The 20,050-nt window shown below is 65.8% G+C and carries 24 protein-coding genes and 1 tRNA gene; 16 read left to right on the top strand and 9 right to left on the bottom strand.

Annotated features, from left to right (window positions below):
- Window positions 1-8: 8 nt before the first annotated feature.
- From HNP47_RS06220 to folE, 6 genes are all read right to left on the bottom strand, one after another.
- Window positions 9-671: a Pr6Pr family membrane protein gene (locus HNP47_RS06220; protein ID WP_184278754.1), complete on the bottom strand. Its 663-nt coding sequence runs from the start codon at window positions 669-671 to the stop codon at window positions 9-11.
- Between the two features lie 18 nt (window positions 672-689).
- Complete coding sequence (locus HNP47_RS06215; RefSeq protein WP_184278753.1) at window positions 690-1,532, bottom strand: aldo/keto reductase; 843 nt, start codon at window positions 1,530-1,532, stop codon at window positions 690-692.
- A gap of 38 nt (window positions 1,533-1,570) precedes the next feature.
- Window positions 1,571-1,933: an MmcQ/YjbR family DNA-binding protein gene (locus HNP47_RS06210; protein ID WP_184278752.1), complete on the bottom strand. Its 363-nt coding sequence runs from the start codon at window positions 1,931-1,933 to the stop codon at window positions 1,571-1,573.
- Between the two features lie 13 nt (window positions 1,934-1,946).
- Window positions 1,947-3,788 carry a gamma-glutamyltransferase family protein gene (locus tag HNP47_RS06205; protein ID WP_184278751.1) on the bottom strand — a complete coding sequence of 614 codons (1,842 nt, stop codon included), beginning with the start codon at window positions 3,786-3,788 and terminating at the stop codon, window positions 1,947-1,949.
- Between the two features lie 127 nt (window positions 3,789-3,915).
- On the bottom strand, window positions 3,916-4,350 hold the full coding sequence (locus HNP47_RS06200) for a biopolymer transporter ExbD (protein WP_055753310.1): 435 nt from the start codon (window positions 4,348-4,350) through the stop codon (window positions 3,916-3,918).
- Between the two features lie 168 nt (window positions 4,351-4,518).
- A complete protein-coding gene (gene folE, locus HNP47_RS06195) occupies window positions 4,519-5,133 on the bottom strand; it encodes a GTP cyclohydrolase I FolE (protein WP_184278750.1) in 615 nt (204 codons plus the stop codon).
- Between the two features lie 128 nt (window positions 5,134-5,261).
- Here folE and cysS point away from each other — a divergent pair, with 128 nt between their 5' ends.
- Window positions 5,262-6,713, top strand: a complete 1,452-nt coding sequence (gene cysS / locus HNP47_RS06190) for a cysteine--tRNA ligase (protein WP_184278749.1) — start codon at window positions 5,262-5,264, stop codon at window positions 6,711-6,713.
- A 49-nt stretch (window positions 6,714-6,762) separates the two neighbouring features.
- Here the strand turns inward: cysS and HNP47_RS06185 are convergent, their stop codons facing one another.
- Window positions 6,763-8,046, bottom strand: a complete 1,284-nt coding sequence (locus HNP47_RS06185; RefSeq protein ID WP_184278748.1) for a lytic murein transglycosylase — start codon at window positions 8,044-8,046, stop codon at window positions 6,763-6,765.
- A 192-nt stretch (window positions 8,047-8,238) separates the two neighbouring features.
- Here HNP47_RS06185 and HNP47_RS06180 point away from each other — a divergent pair.
- The 4 genes from HNP47_RS06180 to HNP47_RS06165 all read left to right on the top strand — a co-directional run bounded on the left by HNP47_RS06180 (window position 8,239) and on the right by HNP47_RS06165 (window position 9,542).
- Window positions 8,239-8,315: transfer RNA gene (locus HNP47_RS06180), tRNA-Ala, on the top strand.
- 201 nt (window positions 8,316-8,516) lie between these two features.
- Window positions 8,517-8,642, top strand: a complete 126-nt coding sequence (ykgO, locus tag HNP47_RS06175) for a type B 50S ribosomal protein L36 (protein ID WP_008263184.1) — start codon at window positions 8,517-8,519, stop codon at window positions 8,640-8,642.
- 195 nt (window positions 8,643-8,837) lie between these two features.
- Window positions 8,838-9,113 carry a DUF2312 domain-containing protein gene (locus tag HNP47_RS06170; RefSeq protein WP_017505946.1) on the top strand — a complete coding sequence of 92 codons (276 nt, stop codon included), beginning with the start codon at window positions 8,838-8,840 and terminating at the stop codon, window positions 9,111-9,113.
- A 150-nt stretch (window positions 9,114-9,263) separates the two neighbouring features.
- Window positions 9,264-9,542: a hypothetical protein gene (locus HNP47_RS06165; protein ID WP_221415022.1), complete on the top strand. Its 279-nt coding sequence runs from the start codon at window positions 9,264-9,266 to the stop codon at window positions 9,540-9,542.
- 28 nt (window positions 9,543-9,570) lie between these two features.
- Here HNP47_RS06165 and HNP47_RS06160 read toward each other — a convergent pair whose 3' ends face one another.
- A complete protein-coding gene (locus HNP47_RS06160) occupies window positions 9,571-11,022 on the bottom strand; it encodes a sigma-54 dependent transcriptional regulator (RefSeq protein ID WP_184278746.1) in 1,452 nt (483 codons plus the stop codon).
- Between the two features lie 157 nt (window positions 11,023-11,179).
- Here HNP47_RS06160 and HNP47_RS06155 point away from each other — a divergent pair, with 157 nt between their 5' ends.
- The 10 genes from HNP47_RS06155 to HNP47_RS06115 all read left to right on the top strand — a co-directional run bounded on the left by HNP47_RS06155 (window position 11,180) and on the right by HNP47_RS06115 (window position 18,724).
- Window positions 11,180-12,973 (top strand): M3 family oligoendopeptidase, encoded by a 1,794-nt coding sequence (locus HNP47_RS06155; protein WP_184278745.1) that lies wholly within the window; start codon window positions 11,180-11,182, stop codon window positions 12,971-12,973.
- Window positions 12,974-13,049: 76 nt separating this feature from the next.
- Complete coding sequence (locus HNP47_RS06150) at window positions 13,050-13,322, top strand: aa3-type cytochrome c oxidase subunit IV (protein WP_017505952.1); 273 nt, start codon at window positions 13,050-13,052, stop codon at window positions 13,320-13,322.
- A 130-nt stretch (window positions 13,323-13,452) separates the two neighbouring features.
- On the top strand, window positions 13,453-14,586 hold the full coding sequence (locus HNP47_RS06145; protein WP_184278744.1) for a Re/Si-specific NAD(P)(+) transhydrogenase subunit alpha: 1,134 nt from the start codon (window positions 13,453-13,455) through the stop codon (window positions 14,584-14,586).
- Between the two features lie 92 nt (window positions 14,587-14,678).
- Window positions 14,679-14,813: a hypothetical protein gene (locus tag HNP47_RS16320; protein ID WP_260394616.1), complete on the top strand. Its 135-nt coding sequence runs from the start codon at window positions 14,679-14,681 to the stop codon at window positions 14,811-14,813.
- Window positions 14,814-14,816: 3 nt separating this feature from the next.
- Entirely contained in the window at window positions 14,817-15,155 is a 339-nt protein-coding gene (locus HNP47_RS06140; RefSeq protein ID WP_184278743.1) for an NAD(P) transhydrogenase subunit alpha, read from the top strand.
- A complete protein-coding gene (locus HNP47_RS06135; protein WP_184278742.1) occupies window positions 15,152-15,460 on the top strand; it encodes a hypothetical protein in 309 nt (102 codons plus the stop codon). The genes HNP47_RS06140 and HNP47_RS06135 overlap by 4 nt, the downstream gene beginning before the upstream one ends.
- Complete coding sequence (locus HNP47_RS06130) at window positions 15,457-15,723, top strand: hypothetical protein (protein ID WP_055755025.1); 267 nt, start codon at window positions 15,457-15,459, stop codon at window positions 15,721-15,723. Before HNP47_RS06135 ends, HNP47_RS06130 begins: the two co-directional genes overlap by 4 nt.
- A 13-nt stretch (window positions 15,724-15,736) precedes the next feature.
- A complete protein-coding gene (locus HNP47_RS06125) occupies window positions 15,737-17,158 on the top strand; it encodes an NAD(P)(+) transhydrogenase (Re/Si-specific) subunit beta (RefSeq protein ID WP_184278741.1) in 1,422 nt (473 codons plus the stop codon).
- A gap of 3 nt (window positions 17,159-17,161) precedes the next feature.
- Complete coding sequence (locus HNP47_RS06120; protein WP_184278740.1) at window positions 17,162-17,566, top strand: DUF1801 domain-containing protein; 405 nt, start codon at window positions 17,162-17,164, stop codon at window positions 17,564-17,566.
- 51 nt (window positions 17,567-17,617) lie between these two features.
- Window positions 17,618-18,724 carry an acyltransferase gene (locus HNP47_RS06115; RefSeq protein ID WP_184278739.1) on the top strand — a complete coding sequence of 369 codons (1,107 nt, stop codon included), beginning with the start codon at window positions 17,618-17,620 and terminating at the stop codon, window positions 18,722-18,724.
- Window positions 18,725-18,726: 2 nt separating this feature from the next.
- On the opposite strand, the gene HNP47_RS06110 is transcribed toward HNP47_RS06115, so the two are convergent.
- Window positions 18,727-18,951, bottom strand: coding sequence for a hypothetical protein (locus tag HNP47_RS06110; protein WP_184278738.1), 225 nt, complete (start codon window positions 18,949-18,951; stop codon window positions 18,727-18,729).
- Between the two features lie 91 nt (window positions 18,952-19,042).
- Here HNP47_RS06110 and HNP47_RS06105 point away from each other — a divergent pair, with 91 nt between their 5' ends.
- The gene (locus HNP47_RS06105; RefSeq protein WP_221414923.1) at window positions 19,043-20,032 is read left to right on the top strand and encodes a YafY family protein; all 990 of its coding nucleotides are present in this window, start codon (window positions 19,043-19,045) and stop codon (window positions 20,030-20,032) included.
- The last annotated feature ends 18 nt before the right edge of the window (window positions 20,033-20,050 follow it).

Raw genomic sequence — 20,050 nt, 5'->3', positions numbered from 1 at the left:
CGGGATGCCTAGAGTGCTAATGTTGAACTGTCACGCGTCGCGCGACCAAACAGCCGGTCAAGCCCGACGAGACCGAGCCCGACGATCAGGAAAAACGCCAGCAGCACGCCGAAGATCACCACGACCCGGACCAGCCCCAGCTGATCCACATTGACGAACCCATAGGGCCACCAGCGTGTCGCCAGCCCATGTGCCAGGGTCCAGCCGCCGTAGACGAGCGGAAACGCCAGCCATTTCGCCGGATCGATCCAGCGCAGCCGGCCCTTGGGGCTGAACCACAGCCAGTCCAGCACGAAGGCGGCCGGCATGACGTAGTGCAGCACCAGATTGACCACCAACGACCAGCCGGTCGGGTTCCAATAGGGATGCAGCAGGAAGTGGTACACCACCCCGACCACCACGATATACATGGAGACGGCGGCCCTGACGCCTTCGCTGGCTGACCAGCGGGCCAGCCGCGATCCTTCGCCCAGCAGCGGCCCGGTGAAGGCCAAGGCGACCAGGATATTGGTCAGGATGGTGAAGAAGCTGAAGTAGTTGATCGTCCGTTCCAGCACGGTCCAGCCCTGGGCCGGCGCGATCATCAGCAGATATTGAAGCGCCAGCGCGGTCCAGCCCACGACGGCGAACGTCGCGCGCCACAGCCTGGGCTGGTCCCGCTTGCGAAACACCGGCGCCTCCCTTGTCGGTCAGGCGGCAGTCTTGTCCCATTCGAACGCCGGGTCCAGCCAGTCGCCCAGCCGTTCGCCGCGATCCAGGGCGTCCATCCGCTGCATCTCCTCGTCCGTCAGGGCGAAATCGAAGATGTCGAAGTTCTCGCGCGCGCGGCTCTCCTTGGTGGTGCGAGGGATGGCGATGATCCCGTGCTGGATAAGCCAGCGCAGGGTGATCTGGCCGTTCGTCTTCCCGTGCGCGCCGGCGATCTCGCTGATCGTGGCGTCGTCGGCGATCTTGCCCTGCGCCAGCGGCGACCAGGCGGTGATCGACGACCTCAGCTCGGCCGCCGTCGCCACCAGCTGATCGACGCCCAAGTAGGGGTGATGCTCGACCTGATCGGTCAGCAGCCGCGCCCTGGACAGGCTCTGCGCCTGGCGGAACTCCTTGGAGGGGAAGTTGGACAGGCCGATCGACTCGGTCAGGCCCTGGTCCTTGGCCTCGTTCAGGGCGCCCAGCGTCTCTTCGAACGTCGGCGTCGTCTTCGGCCAATGCAGCAGCAGCAGGTCGGGCGTCGTGCCCAGGCTGTCGGCCGATTCCCTGGCCTGTTTCAGCAGGGCGTCGTGGGTGAAATGTTCGACCCAGATCTTGGTCGTCAGGAAGATGTCCTCGCGCGCGACCCCAGAATCCCGGATGCCTTCGCCGACCGCCTTCTCGTTCTTGTAGATCCAGGCCGTGTCGATGTGGCGGTATCCGATCCGCAGGGCCTCGGCGACCATGCGCCGCGCATCGTCGGGCTCCAGCTGCCAGGTGCCGAAGCCCAGCAGGGGAATTTCGATACCGTCGACTGTGGTCGTGGGTTGGTCACCATAGGCCATGGGGCGCTCCTTGGGCTGGGTCCGCTTGAGGGGCGTAGTTAGGCGCCCGACCCCGCTCCGATAAGGTCCGGATGCGCCTTGGACAGTTTTTTCGGCACGATCCGACGCCAGCGGCGTGTCAGCGCCGCTCTTAGCCAGATAGGATCGACGCTGGCGATGCGCGCTAGGACGATGGGATGGTCGCGATAGTGGTCGGTGAAATGAAAGGTCGCCGGGTCCATTTCGATCAGCAGTTCGCGCTCATCCAGATTGTCCAAATGCACCACGATGCTGTCGTCCAGCGCCGGGCGCATCCAGGTGAAGAACTTGCCCGCGATCTTGAACGACGGCTCGCCATAGGACACGCCGTCCTCCACGCCGGGGAACGACAGCAGAAGGGCGCGGACCTCGTCGAGGGTCATCAGTCGGCCAATCTCAGTAGGCCAGGGCGATGCCGTCCTTGCGCATCTCGGTCGCCGCGCCATAGGTCCAGCGCCCGTCGGGGTTCATCTGTTTCATGACGTTCTGATAGCCGCCGAAGCCGCCGTCGGGTTCGCCCAGAGTCCAGCCCATCGCGCGCAGCCGGGCCTTGGTCGCCTCGGGCACGCCGCTTTCCAGGTGCAGCACGCCGGTTCCTTCCTGCGGCTGGCCGGTCGGTTCGGACGAGCCATAGTGTTGCCAGCGCGGGGCGTCGCCCGCCGCCTGGGGCTCCAGCCCGTAATCGACCATGTTGATGATGATCTGGGCCTGGCCCTGGGGCTGCATGGCGCCGCCCATGACGCCGAACGCCATCCACGGCTCGCCGTCCTTGACCGCAAAGCCAGGGATGATCGTCTGGAACGGGCGCTTGCCCGGCGCATAGACATTCGGATGGCCGTCGGTCAGGGCGAACAACTCGCCCCGGTCCTGGAACATGAAGCCCAGCGGTTCGGAGCCGTTGTCGGGCGCCAGGCCCGACCCCATGCCGCGATAGTTGGATTGGATCCAGCTGACCATCATCCCATCCGCATCGGCGACGCTGAAATAGGTGGTGTCGCCGTGGTGCGGGGCGTCGCCCGGCATGACGCGGTCCATGACCCGATCGGGCCGGATCAGCTTGGCCCGCTCGGCCGCGTAGGCCTTGGAGTTCAGCCATTCGACCGGCGTCTTGGAGAATCGGTCGTCGGCGAACCAGCGCGCCCGGTCCTCGAACGCCAGCCGCTTGGCCTCGGCCTGGACGTGCAGCGAGGCGGCGGACTGGAAGCCCATCGACTTCAGGTCAAACTGTTCGCAGATGTTCAGGATCTGGTTGGTGCTGAGCCCCTGCGTGTTGGGACCCAGGCCGAACACGTCCACGCCGCGATAGTTGGTCCGGATCGGCTCGACCCATTCGGTGTGATGGGCGGCCAGATCGGCGCGGGTCATCCAGCCACCGATTCGCTTGAAATAGGTCTCGATCTGATCGGCGATGGGACCGTTGTAGAAGGCGTCGCGCCCGCCCTCCGCGATCATCCGCAGGGTCTTGCCCAGATAGGGATTGGCGAAGACCTCGCCCACTTTCGGCGTCGCGCCGCCGGCGGCCCAGATGCGCTTTCGGTTCTCGTTTTCCTCGATCGGGATCTGGCCCCGATCAAACGAAGCCATGTTGCGTTCCAGATAGTAGGCGATGACCTGGGGCACGGGCACGCCCTGTTCGCACAGTTCGGCGACGGGCAGCAGCACCTCTTTCCATGGCAGCTTGCCGTACCGCTGATGCGCGCTCCACCAGGCGTCCACCGTGCCCGGCACGTTCACCGTCACCGCGCCATAACGCGGCAGATAGCCGTCGATGGCCTTGGATCGCGCGATCTCCAGGCTGAGGCCCCCCGGACTGGCGCCCGATCCGTTCAGCCCGACGACCTTCTTCTGTTTGGGGTCCCACAGCATGCAATAGGCGTCGCCGCCGATGCCGTTGGCCACAGGCTCCAGAAAGCCCAGGGCCGCATTGATGGCGATGGCCGCATCGATGGCCGATCCGCCGCGCCTTAAGGTGTCGATGCCGATCAGACTGGCCGCGGGATGCGCCGTCGCCGCCGCCCCGTTCGCGCCCCAGACGGTCGAGCGCCCCATGAACTTCGGTCCCGAAATCCGGTCGCCGATGCCGACGCCGGCATAGGGGTCGGCCGGGCGAGCCGATAAAGGTGTGGGGGCAGGGGCCGCTTCGGTCGGCCTGGCGGCGGGAGCAGCCTGCCGGGCCTGGGCTGCGGTCGCCGCCAGCGCACCGGCGGGCAGGGCGGACAGGAAGGTGCGACGACGCATGGGCGGACTCCTCGAACAATCGATGCGGCATCAAGGGTGCAGTCGATCGATCCGGCAAGTCTTTCGGCAAAGAAAAAGGCCGCGTCCCTTTCGGAACGCGGCCCAAATCCTGGAAAGGACGACGGTCCTATTCGATGTCTTCGTTCAGCAGGCCGACCTTGAAGAAGCCGTTCTCCTGCATCTTGTTCATGACTTCCATGAACTGCGAATATTTCACTTCCGGCTGGGCGCGGACGAAGACGCGCTCTTCCTGGCAGGCGCCGCCGCCCAAGGCGGTGCAAACGTCAGTGGCCAGGTTGTCGATCGAGGTTTGCTTGTCCGACAGGAACAACTGACCGTTTTCCTGGATGGTGATGTACACCGGCTCCTTCTCTTCGGTCGGATTGGTGGGCGGCTGTGCGGGCGGCAGGTCCAGACGGATCGAGACGGTCGCCATAGGCGCGGCGACCATGAAGATGATCATGAGCACCAGCAGAATGTCGATGAACGGCGTGATGTTGATATCCGCCGTCTGTTCGATCGTGTGCTTGTCCCCACCGGAACCGCCGATCTTCGCAGCCATGCTCGTCTCCGTTACTCGCCGGCTGCGTTCCGCGCCGACATTTCCCTATGGATCGCCCGAAGGCTTGATCGGTTCTTGGCGTCCCGATGCGGGCTTGTAAAGCGGTTCTAAACGATCTGCCGTTCCCGAACGTCAATTATACACGACAGAGGGACGACAGTTCGGCGTTCAGGCCTTGGCCAGCTTCAGAAAACGGTCCGCCAGGGCAGGATCGTCCTTGAAGGCGCCGGTGAAGCGGGTCGTGATGGTCGAAACGTGCCGATGATGCACGCCGCGCGTGGTCATGCACTGATGCTCGGCGTCCACCAGCACCGCCACGCCGCGCGGCTGCAGGTGCGATTCGATGGCGTCGATGATGTCGTTGGTCAGGGTCTCCTGGTTCTGCAGGCGCCGCGCATAGATCTCGACGACCCGCGCCAGCTTTGAAATGCCGACCACCTTCTCGCCGGGCAGATAGGCGACATAGGCCTTGCCCAGGAAGGGGGCCAGGTGGTGCTCGCAATGGCTCTCCACCTCGATGTCGCGCAGGATGACCATGTCGTCATAGCCGGTCACGTCCTCGAAGGTGCGGCTCAGCTCCTTGCCCGCATCGGCGTCATAGCCGTCGAACCATTCGCCATAGGCGTCCACCACCCGCTTGGGCGTGTCGATCAGGCCCGGACGGTTGGGATTGTCGCCGGCCCAGGCGATCAGGGTGCGCACGGCGTCCAGCGCCTGTTCGCGCGAGGGGCGTTGCACGGCAGCATCGCTGACAAGGACGGGCTTGGCGGGGGTGACGCTCATGAACTCGATTTCCGGCCGGGGCGGGCGGGTCGCCCGGTTTACCTTCTACAATCCGTCGGGACTGTATATCAGGCCGCTATATGGGACAGACCGTCCGTCCCGCAAGAAAACCCGCTAAAGACTGATCCATGCCGCTGCACATCCACGACACCCTGCGCCGTGAAAAGCGCCTGTTCGAGCCCCGGAACAAGGATCGTGTGACCCTCTATGTCTGCGGCCCCACGGTCTATGACTACGCCCATATTGGCAATGCGCGTCCGCCGGTGGTGTTCGACGTCCTGGTGCGTCTGCTGCGCCGGACGTATGGCGCCGACCACGTGATCTACGCCCGCAACGTCACCGACGTGGACGACAAGATCAATCAGAAGGCTGCGCGCGAGGGCGTGCCGATCGGCGAGGTCACGGCCCGCTATGAGGCCGCCTACCTCGCCGACATGGGCCTGCTGAACGTCTCGCCGCCCGATATCGCGCCTCACGTCACCGACTACATCCCGGCCATCGTCGACCAGATCCAGGCCATCGTCGACGCGGGCTGCGCCTATGCAGCCGAAGGGCACGTGCTGTTCGACGTCTCGTCCTACAAGGCCTACGGCGCCCTGTCGGGTCGAAACCTGGACGATATGATCGCCGGCGCCCGCGTCGAGGTCGCGCCCTATAAGAAGAATCCGCACGACTTCGTCCTGTGGAAGCCGTCCAAGGCGGACGAGCCGTCCTGGCCGTCGCCCTGGGGCGAGGGGCGTCCCGGTTGGCACATCGAATGCTCGGCCATGATCGAAAAGACCCTGGGCCTGCCGATCGACATCCACGGCGGCGGCATCGACCTGGTCTTCCCCCACCACGAGAACGAGATCGCCCAGGGCGTCTGCGCCCACGGCCATGCCCATGGCGATCACGCGCACGACGAATACGCCCGCTACTGGATGCACAACGGTTTTCTGACCGTGGACGCCGAGAAGATGTCTAAGTCGATCGGTAACGTCCTGCTGCTGCACGATCTGGTGCAGGCCATGCCGGGCGAGGTCGTCCGCTGGGCCCTGCTCAGCGCCCACTACCGCCAGCCGCTGGACTGGAACCAGGGGCTGTTGGATCAGAGCCGCAAGAACCTGGACCGGCTGTATGGCGTCCTGCGCGACGCCGATGCTGCTCTGATCGACTTCGACGAGGCCACGCTGGACGAGGCCGAGATGGAGCTGGCCGAGAACGCACTGGACCCGGTGCTGGACGCGCTTGAGGACGATCTCAACACGCCGGGCGCGATCGCCCAGCTGTTCGGGTTGGGGAACGCCCTGCGCGAGCTGCTCAACGACGCCGAGGCCGATATCAACGATGTCGCCATGGCCCGCTGGAGCCTGAAGGGAGCGGCCGGGCTGATCGGCGTCTTGTCCCTGACGCCGGACGCCTGGTTCGAGGGCGGCGATCCCGCCCTGAAGGCCGAGGTCGAGGCTTTGCTGGACCAGCGCGCCAGCGCCCGCGCCGCCAAGGACTGGCCCGAGGCCGACCGCATCCGCGACCGCCTGAACGCCCTGAACGTCGTCGTCATGGACGGCCCCGACGGCGCCACCTGGCGCGTGAAGGGGTAGGGTCTAAATCCCACTCCTTCTGGTCGCGGTGCGGGACGGGAGACGCGGTTCAGTTCGTCCGGCGGATCAGTTCGTCCGCCAGCGTCGGCGTCAGATAGCCGTCGGCGATCCTGTTGTTGGCGATCTGCCAGCGACGCAGGGCCGCGCGGGTGTTGGAGCCGATCACACCGTCGACGCCCTGGGTGTCGTAACCCAGCTGCGTCAGGGCGCGCTGCGCCCCGATGCGCTGATCGCGCGTCATCGACGGATCGTTGGGCCAGGCTTTCGTCAGTCCCGGCTTGCCCATGATCCCGTCGGCCGTCAGGCCGATCGCCAGGGCGTAGGATACCGAGTTGTTGTAGCGGCGGATCACATAGTGGTTCGGCAGGGCCAGGAAGGCCGGACCGTTCGCGCCCTGCGGCAGCAGGATGGTCGCCTCTTCCAGCGCCTCGGCGCCGTTCGGGGTGCCGCCTTGCGCCAGGCGCACGCCCTTGGCCGCCCAATAGGCCCAGTTGTGCTTCGGGCCTTCCGCCTCGGCATAGTCGAAGCCGGAGGGCAGGGTGACTTCATAGCCCCAACCCTGACCGCGCTTCCATCCGGCCTGGGCCAGCAGGTTGGCGGCGGACGCCAGGGCGTCGGCGTCGTCGCGCCAGATATCGACCTTGCCGTCGCCGTCCTGGTCCACGCCCAGGCGCAGATAGTTGTCGGGCATGAACTGGGTCTGGCCCATGGCCCCGGCCCAGCTGCCCTTCAGGCCCGTGCGCTCGCGCCGGCCGTCCACGACGATGTCCAGCGCGTCCTTCAGTTGCCCCTCGGCCCAATCGCGTCTGCGACCGTCATAGGCCAGGGTCGCCAGCGAGCGGATCACGTCATAGTCGCCCTGCACCTGACCGAATGCGCTTTCCTGGGCCCAGACGCCGACCAGGATTTCGCTCGGCACGCCGAATCGTTGAACCACCGACCACGGCACCCGGTCGATGCGCTGTTTGGCCTGGGCGATTCGCACCGGGGTCACTGCATTCTGAACATAGGCGCCGGCGGGTTTGGAAAATTCCGGTTGGTTGCGATCCAGGCGGATCACCGTCGGATCGGGCGTCAGCCCCTCCAGCTCACGCGCATACTCCGCGCGGCGGGCGCCGCCCTTGCGCGCCAGGAAGCCCTGCTTCCAGCCCTCGAAACCCTGCTGGTCATAGGCGGCCAACGGCGGCGTCTGGGGGGCAGGGGCCGGCGTCGTGACCGGCGCGCCCGCCTGGGGCTGAGGCTGGGGTGTCGGCAGGTTCACCTGGGGCTCGGGCAGCATGGGCGCGCAGGCCGAGACGCAGCCGATCAGGAGAAGGCGGTAGGAAAAGCGCATGAGATTCAAACTAAAGCCCCCGGGGTCAGACACGAAATGACATCCGCGCGAACGGCCATTTCGACGCCCTAAAGCGCGCGCCGCGCGAATGCGTTGCCTCGCCATTCCCCGCTCGGGTGTAAGGCGCGTCGTTAACTACCTTTGTATTGGACGCCTTATACGTGTGTGTCGTAATGACGCACCAGCTCTGACGGCCTGATGGCGGAGCGGCGACGCGGCGGGCGTGCAACCCCGTAAACCCTCCGTTCGACTCGGAGGTCAGGCCTCCATAGTTTTTGTCCTGCTATCGCCCTTCGGGCTGCTTAAGCATGCGAAGTGAAAGGCTTCACCAGGCAGACGGGGACTGGGTTTTCTGCGGTTTCGGGCTTTGGCGGCTTGACCTTCCGAACCCCTCTCTCTATACCACCGCCTCCGCCGCGATCCGACCGGGTCAGCGGCTTTCTTATTGGTTTCTTTCAGGACGTCCGACCATGAAGGTCCGTAGCTCGCTCAAGTCGCTGAAGACCCGCCACCGCGACTGCAAGGTCGTGCGTCGCAAGGGCGTCGTCTTCGTCATCAACAAGACCGACCCGCGCTTCAAGGCGAAGCAGGGCTAAGCAGCGATCGCTGCGCGACGCTTCGGCGGCGTGCGCACGCTGGATCGCGCTCAAGCAGCCCGATGGGCGATAGCGCGCTTGAAAGATGACGATCCACAGGCTGCGGATTTCTGTCCGCGGCCTTTTTCGTGTTCGCGGTTGTCGCGCGCCTGTCCGCATGGTTAGCGTCCGCGCCTGATTTCTGGAGTATTCCCCATGGCTGACGACGCCTCGTTCGACGGTGGTTCAGACGTTCTCACCGCCACGGCGCAGGGCCGCCTTCGCACCATCATCGAGCGCCTTGAGCGGCTCGAAGAGGACAAGCAGGCCGTCATGACCGACATGAAGGAGGTCTTCGCCGAAGCCAAGGGCGAGGGCTACGACGTCAAGATCCTGCGCAAGGTCATCCGCATCAGAAAGCAGGACAAGGCCAAGCGTCAGGAAGAGGACGCCATCCTGGACCTCTACCTGTCGGCGCTCGGCGAGATCTGAGGCTGACCCGGCTTGAAGCGCACCCCCTTCAAGCCAGGAGGCGGGCTGTCGCGATCAGGCGGCCTGAAAGGCGACGGCGCATCCAATCTGCGCTCAAGCAGCCCAAAGGGCGGTAGCGCCAAAAAGGAGAAGCTGCCCAGCCCCTTCGAGATGCAGCGCGAGGCGGCTAAGCGCGCTGCGTTGAATGCATTGAAACGCGCTCGCCGCGCGGCGGATAAGGCGGGCGTTTCGCTGTCCGAATGGGAGGGCGAGTTCATCGATTCGGTCAGCGAGCGCGTGAAAACCCACGGCCGCGCCTTCGCCGACCCCGAAAAGGGCGCGCCAGGCCAAGCTCTCTCGGCAATGCAGGGCCGCAAGCTGAAAGAGATCACCGCAAAGGCCAATGGCGAAGAGCCGAAACGGCGGTGGGGCAGGAAGCCGCCGGAGTGATCAGTTTACGCCATGAATTGCGAGAGACTCAGCCCGCTTCCTTCAGTTGACCTTCCAAGCCCTGTTCGCGGACCTTGCGGTATAGGGTCGAACGGCCGATGCCGAGGCGGCGCGCGATCTCGCTCATGTGCCCGGCATAGACCTCGATGGCGTGCTGGATCAGGTCGCGTTCGATGTCTTCCAGCGTGCGCAGATGGCCGCGGTCGTCCAGGATGCGGATCGGCTGATCGACCTGCGCAGCGGCGTCGGTCTGGGCGCCGGCGGCTTTGGCGGCCTGTAGCGGCTGGGCGTCGGGCATTGGCGCGGCGACGCCTGAAATCGCGGGGAAATCGTGCGGCTGAAGGAAGGGCGCATCAGCCAGGACGATGGCGCGGAACACTGCATTTTCCAGCTGTCGGACGTTTCCGGGCCAGTCGAACCCTTGCAGCAGAGCAAGGGTTTCAGGCGCGCATCCGGCGATCCGCTTGCCCTCCTCGGCGTTGAACCGGGCGATGAAGTGATCGACCAGGGGCGCGATGTCCTCGCGCCGGTCACGCAGGGCGGGGGCCTCGATCGGGAAGACATTGAGGCGATAGAACAGGTCCTCGCGGAAGGCGCCGTCCTTGACCTGCTGGGCCGGGTCGCGATTGGTCGCCGAGACGATGCGTACGTCGATCTTGATGGGGCGTTTGCCGCCGACGGGATCGATCTCGCCCTCTTGCAGCGCGCGCAGCAGTTTGACCTGCATGTCCAGCGGCAGTTCGCCAATCTCGTCCAGGAACAGGGTGCCGCCGTCCGCCTCGCGGAACTTGCCCAGCGTCTTGTCCACGGCGCCGGTGAAGGCGCCCTTCTCATGTCCGAACAGGATGGATTCGATCAGATTGGCGGGCAGGGCGCCACAGTTGACGGCGACGAAGGGCTTGCCCGCCCGGTCGCTGGCGCCGTGCAGGGCGCGGGCGATGACCTCCTTGCCGACGCCGCTCTCGCCGGTGATCAGGACGGGGATGGACGATTTGGCGGCCCGGGCGCCCAGCGCCTTGACGATGCGCATCGGCGGGCTGTCGCCCACGATATCGTCGAAGCTGGTGCGGCCCTGGACACGCTTGGTCAGGCGCCCGACCTCGGCGGTCAGGCGCTTCATCTGCATGGCGTTGCGCACGCCGACCAGCAGGCGTTCTGGGCCCACCGGCTTGACGAAGAAGTCCTGGGCCCCGGCCTGCATGGCTTTGACCACCATGTCGATGCCGCCGTTGGCCGTCAGCACGATGACCGGCTCATTGATGCCGGCGCTGCGCAGTTCGGCCAGGCATTCCAGCCCCGACATCTCGGGCATGACCATGTCCAGCAGGATCAGGTCGGCCCCGCCGCCGCGCGTCATCCGATCGATGGCCTCGCCGCCGCTGGCGGCATGGACCACGGCGTTGCCGTCCCGCTCCAGCACGGCCTGGATCAGCCGGCGCTGGGTCGGATCGTCGTCAACGACCAGGACGGTCTTGGCCATGAAAATCCCTTGTACTGTCGCCCAACCCGTCACGGATGGATCGTTTCGGGACGGTTTTAATCGTGATGAGGTGAAAATCGCGTTGTGGGGCGTGGTGACCGGCAGGTTAACGTGACTGAAGGTTGCGCCCAATCGCATGCGTCCCCAGAACAGGGGTATGAACGCTCCCTTCAAGACGCCCAACGCCGAAGCCCCGCTATGGGACCTGACCGAGCTCTATGCGTCGCGCGACGACGCCAAGGTGGCCGCCGACCTGGAAAAGGCGCGCGGTCTGGTCGAGGCGCTGAACGGGCTGAAGGGGCGGCTGGCGGTCGATCAGGACGCACAGGCGCTGGGTGAGACGTTGGACCGCACGATCCAGCTTTATGAGCAGGCGTCCGATGTGCTGGGCGCGCTGGGCGCCTACGCCTTCCTGTCGGCCTCGACCGCGCGTGATGATGCAACGGCGCAAGGGTTCGAGGCCGATGTGCGCGAGAAGATCACCGCCATCGCCACTCCGACCGTCTGGCTGACGCTGGAGATAAATCAGATCGACGATGCGGCGCTGGAAGCGGCCCTGAACGCCCATGCGGGCGCGGCGCGCTGGCGGCCGTGGCTGCGGCGCGTGCGGGCGATGAAGCCGCACGAACTGTCAGCCGAGCTGGAGACCTTCATCGCCGAGCGCGGGCCGATCACCGCCCAATGGCCGCGCCTGTTCGACGAACAACTGGCCGCCCTGCGCGCCAAGGCCGGCAGCGAGAGCCTGACCCTGGCCGAGGCGCTGAACCGCCTGTCGGACGCCAAGCCCGCGCGGCGCAAGGCCGCCGCCGAAGGGCTGTCGGAAGCCCTGGCCGCTCGCGCCCCGACCCTGGCCCTGGTGCTGAACACCGTCGCCGCCGACAAGGCGATGGAGGATCGCTGGCGCGGTTTCAAACGTCCCGCCGACAGCCGCCACCTGGGCAATGAAGTGGACGGCGAGGCCGTGGACGCCATGGCCGAGGCCGTCGCCGCCGCCTATCCGCGCCTGTCGCATCGCTATTATGCGCTGAAGGCTAAGGCGATGGGCAAGGCGCGGCTGGACCACTGGGACCGCAACGCTCCCATCGAAACCACCGCCCCGCGCGCCTTCACCTGGACGCAGGGGCGAGAGATCGTGCTGGACAGTTTCTCGGACCTGGGCGGCGACTTCGCCGACCGGGCGGGCGGCTTCTTCGACAAGCCGTGGATCGACGGCCGGGCGCGGCCGGGCAAGCAGTCGGGCGCCTATGCCCACCCCGTCACCGCCGACCGCCACCCCTATGTCTTCCTGAACTGGATGGGCGAGCGGCGCGACGTGCTGACCCTGGCGCACGAACTGGGTCACGGCGTCCACCAGACGTTGGCGGCGGATCAGGGCACGCTTCTGGCCGACACGCCCCTGACCCTGGCCGAGACGGCGTCGATCTTCGCCGAGGGTCTGACGTTCGACCGCCTCTTGGCCACGGCGCCCAAGTCCGAGCAGCGCGGCCTGCTGGCCGGCCGGATCGAGGACGGGTTGAACACCGTCGTGCGCCAGATCGCCTTCCACCGTTTCGAAACCCGCTTCCACGACGAGCGCCTGCAGGGCGAGGTGTCGCAACAGCGGATCAATCAGCTGTGGCTTGAGGAAATGGGCGCCTCGCTGGGGCCGTCGGTCAAGCTGAACCCCGGCTACGAACACTGGTGGGCCTATGTCAGCCACTTCGTCCATTCGCCCTTCTATGTGTACGCCTATGCCTTCGGCGATCTGCTGGTGGCGGCGCTGATGGAGGCGCGTCGCAACGATCCGGCCGGCTTCACGCCCCTTTATCGCGAGCTTCTGGCCGGCGGCGGATCGCGGACCTATGTCGAGGCGTTGAAGCCGTTCGGTCTGGACCCGCGCGACCCGGCCTTCTGGAGCGTGGGCTGTCAGAGGCTGGAGCGACTGGTCGATCAGTTCGAGGCGCTGGCCTGACCAAGGCATGACTGCGGGCTTGAGCGGGGCGGTCGCCTCGGTGTAAGTCCGCCATAACGATGAGGGGATTCCACGAATGGCCGACCTGCACGACACCGCCAACGCACCTGCCGACGCCGATGCGCAAGCCTATCTGCACGGCCATATGGAAGTGCGTGAACAGGTCTCGACCTACCGCCTCTTCCTGAACCTGGCCAAGTGGGGCAGCCTGGCCATCGCCGTGCTGCTGCTGTTCCTGACCCTGTGGTTCCACCCGGGCGGCAGCTTCATGGCCGCCGTCATCGGCGCGGTCGTTCTGGGCGGCGTCGGCTTCGTGGCGCTGAAGTCCAAGCCCGGCGCCGCGCACTGAGCCTTGCATCGGATCGCCTTGCGGCGGTCTGAAATCACGCGCCCTCACCAAGCTTCGGCATAACCGTGCTTTGACGGCCTGCGCCGGAAGGGCCTAACCTTCGTTCAACGAAAAGAACGAGGGGATTCGCTTGGCCGTCGCTATCGCCGTCACCCGTGAACGTCGCGAAGGCGAGACGCGCTGCGCCGTCACGCCCGAGACGGTCAAGAAGCTGATCGCCTTGGGGGCGACCGTCACGGTCGAGGCCGGGACCGGCCTTGGCTCCTCCATTCCCGACGCCGACTACGCCGCCGCCGGCGCCGTCGTGAAGCCGGACACCCGCGCCGTGCTGGACGGCGCCGACATCGTGCTGAAGGTGCGCGGCCCCACGGCCCAGGAAACCAGCGCGCTGAAGCCCGGCGCCGTCGTTATCGCCATGCTGGACGCCTATCGCGACAAGGCGACCGTCGACGCGCTAGCCGGGGCCAACGCCACCGCCTTCGCCATGGAGTTCGTGCCCCGTATCACCCGCGCCCAGGTCATGGACGTCCTGTCGTCCCAGGCTAACCTGGCCGGATACCGCGCGGTGATCGAGGCGGCCTATGCCTATGGCAAGGGCTTCCCGATGATGATGACGGCGGCCGGCACGGTCGCCGCCGCAAAGGTCTTCATCATGGGCGTGGGCGTCGCGGGCTTGCAAGCCATCGCCACCGCGCGTCGCCTGGGCGCCGTCGTCACAGCCACCGACGTCCGCCCCGCGACCAAGGAACAGGTCGAAAGCCTGGGCGCCAAATTCCTGGCCGTGGAGGACGAGGAGTTCAAGAACGCCCAGACCGCCGGCGGTTACGCCAAGCCCATGTCGGCCGAATACCAGGCCAAACAGGCCGAACTGACCGCGACCCATGTGGTCAAGCAGGACGTGGTCATCACCACGGCCTTGATCCCCGGCCGCGCCGCCCCGGTGCTGCTGACCGCCGCCCATGTCGCCTCGATGAAGCCCGGCTCGGTCATCATCGATCTGGCGGTCGAGGCGGGCGGCAATGTCGAGGGCTCCAAGCTGAATGAGGTCGTGACCACCGCGAACGGCGTCACCATCGTCGGCTGGTCGAACCTGCCCGGCCGCATCGCCGCCGACGCCAGCGCCCTCTACGCTCGCAATCTGACCGCCTTCGTCGGCCTGTTGATCAAGGACGGCGGTCTGGCGGTCGATCTCGAAGACGAGATCCTGAAGGCGGCGGTGGTCACCAATGGCGGCGTCGTGGTGCATGAGGGGGTGCGGGGATGATAAGCGAGCTCAAAATCTATCTCGGTATTTGCGTGGGGATGGCCCTACTTCTCGCCGGTTTATTGATTTGGCGTCCAGACACTGACGTAAAAGTGTCGCTGATCGTGGTGCTGTTCAGCATCCTCGCGGCGGTGGTGCGGTCCAACATACAACTCGCCAAGCGGATGGAGGCGCAGGAGGACAGGCACCGCGCCGGCGAGGCCGCGCGATCCGAAAGTAGGACATAGATCATGGAACACGTCGATCCCACCATCTTCCGTCTGGCCATCTTCGTGCTGGCGATCTTCGTCGGCTATTACGTCGTCTGGAGCGTGACGCCGGCCTTGCACACGCCGCTGATGGCCGTGACCAACGCCATTTCCAGCGTCATCATCGTCGGCGGCCTGATCGCGGCGGCGGCCGTGTCCGGTGACGCGACCGGCCCCAGCGCATGGATCGCCAAGGGCGCGGGCGTCATCGCCGTCACCCTGGCCAGCGTCAATATCTTCGGCGGCTTCATGGTCACGCGGCGGATGCTGGCGATGTACAAGAAGAAGGAGCGGCCCGTCGCTCCGAAGGGGGCGAAGTGAACGCTTTGCCGATGGACGCGGTCGTGACGGCGATCGGAGCCGTCGTCATAGCTTTAGTGATCGTGTTAGTGATTTTTAGCGGTCGCTTGTCCAAAGCCGTGCGATCCACCGTGGAGATTGTCGTCGGCATTCTCTTGTTTCCGACCGTAACCGGGCTTTGGGCCTGGCGGGCGATCGAAGGTGTGAGAGATCGCGATTGGCTCTACGCAGGTCTGATGGCCGTCGCTGCTGCGGTATTTGCTGTAACTGGCTTCTACGCCATTCGACGCCGCACCTTGGCGCCTTTTGACAAGCGTTCGAAATGACCGACGCTGCGCAGATCGCCATCACCGGCTCCTGGGTTGCGACCGGCATCGGCTTCGGCCTGTGGCTGTATGGCTGGTTCGGGGCCAAGACGCCGATCAAGCGGCAGCGGCTCCATGACTGCGGCATCGCCTTAGTCTTTTCGGCCATTCTGGTTCGCGTGGTGACGCAGGACCGGCCGTTGGGCGTCTTCGAATGGGCCCTGTTCTTCATCGGCCCGCTGTTCATCGCCGCCGCCCTGTGGCGGCTGGCCCGCACGTCTTGAGGGGAGGGGCGTGATGAACGCATCGCTGGCCGCACTGGCCTATCTGGTTTCGGGCGTCCTGTTCATCCTGTCGCTGCGGGGGCTGTCCAGCCCCGAGACCAGCCGTCAGGGCAACACCTTCGGCATGGTCGGCATGGCGCTGGCCATCGGCGTGACCCTGCTGACGCTGGGCACGACGGGGGCGCTGGATAGCGTGACCCTGGCCCTGATCGCTGGCGGCGTCATCGTCGGCGGCGGCGCCGGCGCCCTGATCGCCAAACGCGTGGCCATGACCGACATGCCGCAGCTGGTCGCCGCCTTCCACAGTCTGGTCGGCATGGCCGCCTGTCTGGTCGCCATCGGCGCCGTCTATGCGCCCGAGGCCTTCGGCATCCTTTCGGACGATGGGACGGGCATCAAGACCCTGTCGATCATCGAGCTGTCGCTCGGCGTCGCCATCGGCGCCATCACCTTCACCGGCTCGGTCATCGCCTTCGCCAAGCTGAACGGCAACATGAGCGGGGCGCCGATCATCCTGCCCGCCCGCCATCTGATCAACGTCGGCCTGGCCCTGGGCCTGGTCTTGCTGATCGGCATACTGATCGGCACCAATGGTGCGGCGACGTGGGCCTTCTGGGGCGTCTTCCTGATCGCCCTCGTTTTGGGCGCGACCCTGATCATTCCCATCGGCGGAGCCGACATGCCGGTCGTCGTGTCGATGCTGAACTCCTATTCCGGCTGGGCCGCGGCGGCCCTGGGCTTCACGCTGGAGAACATCGCCCTGATCATCACCGGCGCCCTGGTCGGATCGTCCGGCGCGATCCTCAGCTACATCATGTGCAAGGGCATGAACCGCAGCTTCGTCAGCGTTATCCTGGGTGGGTTCGGCGGCGGCGACGCAGCGTCCGGTCCGGCGGGAGCGAAAGAGACGCGGCCGGTCAAACAGGGCTCGGCTGAGGACGCAGCCTTCATCATGAAGAATGCGTCCAAGGTCATCATCGTGCCCGGCTACGGCATGGCCGTGGCCCAGGCCCAGCATGCCTTGCGCGAAATGGCCGACAAGCTGAAGGAGGAGGGGGTCGAGGTGAAATACGCTATCCACCCCGTCGCCGGCCGGATGCCGGGCCATATGAACGTCCTGCTGGCCGAGGCGAACGTCCCCTATGACGAAGTGTTCGAACTGGAGGACATCAACGCCGAGTTCGCCACCGCCGACGTCGCCTTCGTCATCGGCGCCAACGACGTCACTAACCCCGCCGCCAAGACCGACCCGACCAGCGCCATCTACGGCATGCCGATCCTGGACGTGGAAAAGGCCGGCACCGTCCTGTTCATCAAGCGCGGCATGGGTTCGGGCTACGCCGGGGTCGAGAACGAACTCTTCTTCCGCGACAACACCATGATGCTGTTCGCCGACGCCAAGAAGATGGTCGAAGGGATCGTAAAGGGGCTTTGAGCCATGGCCAGCACGCCCAAGACCGGCCCCACCGACGCCTCTGTCGACGCCTTCTTGTCTGCGATCGACGATCCCCGCCGACGGTCTGACGCTCACGCCGTCGCCGCCATGATGGCTCAGATCACCGGTGAACCGGCCTTGCTTTGGGGATCGTCCATCGTCGGGTTCGGCAACGACGGCGGCCCCAAGGGCGGCTGGCCGCTGATCAGCTTCTCGCCGCGAAAAGCCAATCTGGTGCTTTATGTCGCTGGGGATTTCCCTGAACGAGCCCAACTGGTCGCCCGCTTGGGCAAGGTGAAGACCGGCGTCGGGTGCCTGTATGTTTCGCGTCTGGAGGATGTCGATCAGGCGGCTCTGCGCGACCTTTGCGGTCGCGCTGTTCGTGCGCTCAAAGCCGGGGCGGACTGAAGTCTCGTCAGACCCCTATCGCGCAACCTTGACCGGCGCTATCACGCGTCCGTGAACGCCCTTTCTAAACCCGCTCCCATTGCTCATCGCCGCTTCGAGGCCTTGGATTCCTTGCGCGGGGTCTGCGCCATTCTTGTGGTGATGTTCCACATGCCGGTCGCAAGTCACTGGCGCGACTGGGGTTTCATTCAACATTCCTATCTGTTCGTCGATTATTTCTTCGTTCTGTCGGGCTTCGTCATTGCTCATGCCTATGCGAACCGACTGAAGTCGGGACGCGACGCCGGGCGGTTCATGGTCCGGCGCTTCGGTCGGATCTGGCCGCTGCATCTGCTAACGCTGGCGGCCTTCATCGGGCTGGAGCTGGCGCGGCTGGTCTTTCATTTCGATAGCGCGCCGCCGTTCACGCGGGATCGGTCGATCGAGGCGATCTTCACTAATCTGGCGCTGATCCAGGCCTGGCATGTGCATCCCTATCTGACCTGGAACGGGCCGTCGTGGACGCTCAGCGCCGAATGGGCCTGCTATCTGATCTTCGCAGGGCTGGTGCTGATTGCGCCCAAGCGGTTCCGCTGGATCGGGCTGGTGCTGGCGATCATTGGCGGCGTGTTGGTGCTCAGCTACGCCCGGCGCTGGATGAATACGACCTATGACTTCGCTGTGCCGCGTGCCGTCTATGGCTTCTTCCTGGGCTGCCTGCTGCAGGGGCTGTGGACGCGCATTCCGCGCCTCAAGGGCGGCGCCGCGACGCTGTTGGAGATCGCGGCCATCGTCGCGGCCTGTGTCTTCATCGGCTATGCCCAGGGCCCGATCACCGTCGCCGTCACCTTGATCTTTGTGGCGCTGATCTGGGTCTTCGCCGGCGAGGAGGGGGCGCTGTCACGCGTGCTGGACCACCCGGCTCTGGTCACCTTGGGGCGCTGGTCGTTCGCCATTTACATGGTCCACATGTTCATCCTGACCGTGATGATGATCGTGGCCAGAAAGCTGGACCTCGTGCCGGTTCGTCGCATCGACTTCGGCTCGGTCTGGCTGAACGACCTGTTCGCCGTCGCCATGTTCGGCTTCATCGTCGCGGTCGCCGTCGGGGCGCACCGACTTGTCGAGCTGCCGGCCCAGCGCATGATCGATCGCTGGACCAAGCCGAAGGCGGCCTGAGTTCAGGCGGCCATCCGCCACTCGGGGGCCATGTCGCCGGCGCGGCCTTCGTCCCACAGCATGTCCTCGTCAGAATAGCGGCTGCTGGCGGCGGCCGAAATGACGTCGACCACCTGTTCCTCCAGCCGGTCCCAGATCACTGCGAGGTCGGACGACCCACCGGCCTCGCATGGCACGATGATGTAGCGGCCGGCGTTGACGGTCTGGGCGGGTTGGAAATGCGCCATCTGATGATCTCCTGAAGCGGGGGCCTCTTGTCGATGATGTCGTTATGAAGCAGTGTTGCGTCAGAAACGGACGTAGGGATCGGCGAAAGAGTTGAGACACGACAAGGCGGCGATGGTGATCGATCTGGCGCGCCGCATGGCCGCCAGCGCCGAGGGGCTGAGCCTGGACGAGATCGCGCGCGACATGCGCGTCGGCCGCCGCACCGCCGAACGGATGCGCGACGCGGTTCTGATGCTGTTCCCCCAGGTGGACGAGGTCTCGGACCCGCCGTCCAAACGCTGGCGCATCCGGGGCGGTCTATCGGCCTTCGAACAGGCTCCGACGGCGACCGAAATGCTGGAACTGTCCAAGGCCGCGACCGCCCTGCGCGCCGCTGGCGAACCGGCGCGCGCCACGGCGCTGGAGGGGCTGGAGCGCAAGCTGAAGGCGGCGATGCGGTCGACCACCCTGAACCGCATGGCGCCCGATTTGGAGGCGTTGGTCCGGGCCGAAACCATTGCGGTCCAGGCCGGCCCTCGACCTTCTGCCGACGAAGCTATGCTGACCGCCATTCGCGCGGCGGTGCTGGCGCAGCAGCCGTTGGGCTTCACCTATTCTCGTCCGGGGGCCGAGCCGCGTCGGCGCAGCGTGGCGCCCTGCGGCGTCATGTTCGGCCGGGCCAACTATCTGGTCGCCGCCGACCGCGAGACCGGCCGCATCCAGACTTTCCGCCTCGACCGAATGAGCCATGTCGCCCCGCAGGAGGGGTTGGCCGTCCCGCCCACCGATTTCGACCTCGGCGTCTTCGCCAGCCAGTCCTTCGGCATCTATCAGGACGAGATCGAGGACGTCGTGCTGCGCATCGCGCCCGAAGGCGCGGCTGAGGCCAAGGGCTGGCGCTGGCACCCCACCCAGTCGTTCGAGGATCAGCCGGACGGCGGCGTCATCGTGCGGTTCCGGGCCTCGGGCATGCGCGAGCTGGCCTGGCATCTGTTCACCTGGGGGGAGCAGGTGCAGATCCTGGCGCCGGAGCGGCTGAAGGCCGTGATGGCCGGCGAACTGGCGGCGGCGGGCCGCGCCTTGGAACGGGCCTCAGCCTGACGAAACCGTAAGCTGACG

The sequence above is a fragment of the Brevundimonas vesicularis genome, assembly GCF_014204545.1.
Taxonomy (GTDB): Bacteria; Pseudomonadota; Alphaproteobacteria; order Caulobacterales; family Caulobacteraceae; genus Brevundimonas; species Brevundimonas vesicularis_B.
The sequence above is the reverse complement of the archived record's forward strand: the minus strand, read 5'-3'. Positions and strand labels throughout refer to the sequence as shown.

Excerpts from the sequence above, each read along its gene's own strand:
- HNP47_RS06215 (WP_184278753.1), bottom strand. The coding sequence starts at position 1,532 with ATGGCCTATGGTGACCAACCCACGACCACAGTCGACGGTATCGAAATT.
- HNP47_RS06210 (WP_184278752.1), bottom strand. The coding sequence starts at position 1,933 with ATGACCCTCGACGAGGTCCGCGCCCTTCTGCTGTCGTTCCCCGGCGTG.
- HNP47_RS06205 (WP_184278751.1), bottom strand. The coding sequence starts at position 3,788 with ATGCGTCGTCGCACCTTCCTGTCCGCCCTGCCCGCCGGTGCGCTGGCG.
- HNP47_RS06200 (WP_055753310.1), bottom strand. The coding sequence starts at position 4,350 with ATGGCTGCGAAGATCGGCGGTTCCGGTGGGGACAAGCACACGATCGAA.
- folE (WP_184278750.1), bottom strand. The coding sequence starts at position 5,133 with ATGAGCGTCACCCCCGCCAAGCCCGTCCTTGTCAGCGATGCTGCCGTG.
- cysS (WP_184278749.1), top strand. The coding sequence starts at position 5,262 with ATGCCGCTGCACATCCACGACACCCTGCGCCGTGAAAAGCGCCTGTTC.
- HNP47_RS06185 (WP_184278748.1), bottom strand. The coding sequence starts at position 8,046 with ATGCGCTTTTCCTACCGCCTTCTCCTGATCGGCTGCGTCTCGGCCTGC.
- ykgO (WP_008263184.1), top strand. The coding sequence starts at position 8,517 with ATGAAGGTCCGTAGCTCGCTCAAGTCGCTGAAGACCCGCCACCGCGAC.
- HNP47_RS06170 (WP_017505946.1), top strand. The coding sequence starts at position 8,838 with ATGGCTGACGACGCCTCGTTCGACGGTGGTTCAGACGTTCTCACCGCC.
- HNP47_RS06165 (WP_221415022.1), top strand. The coding sequence starts at position 9,264 with ATGCAGCGCGAGGCGGCTAAGCGCGCTGCGTTGAATGCATTGAAACGC.
- HNP47_RS06160 (WP_184278746.1), bottom strand. The coding sequence starts at position 11,022 with ATGGCCAAGACCGTCCTGGTCGTTGACGACGATCCGACCCAGCGCCGG.
- HNP47_RS06155 (WP_184278745.1), top strand. The coding sequence starts at position 11,180 with ATGAACGCTCCCTTCAAGACGCCCAACGCCGAAGCCCCGCTATGGGAC.
- HNP47_RS06150 (WP_017505952.1), top strand. The coding sequence starts at position 13,050 with ATGGCCGACCTGCACGACACCGCCAACGCACCTGCCGACGCCGATGCG.
- HNP47_RS06140 (WP_184278743.1), top strand. The coding sequence starts at position 14,817 with ATGGAACACGTCGATCCCACCATCTTCCGTCTGGCCATCTTCGTGCTG.
- HNP47_RS06130 (WP_055755025.1), top strand. The coding sequence starts at position 15,457 with ATGACCGACGCTGCGCAGATCGCCATCACCGGCTCCTGGGTTGCGACC.
- HNP47_RS06125 (WP_184278741.1), top strand. The coding sequence starts at position 15,737 with ATGAACGCATCGCTGGCCGCACTGGCCTATCTGGTTTCGGGCGTCCTG.
- HNP47_RS06120 (WP_184278740.1), top strand. The coding sequence starts at position 17,162 with ATGGCCAGCACGCCCAAGACCGGCCCCACCGACGCCTCTGTCGACGCC.
- HNP47_RS06110 (WP_184278738.1), bottom strand. The coding sequence starts at position 18,951 with ATGGCGCATTTCCAACCCGCCCAGACCGTCAACGCCGGCCGCTACATC.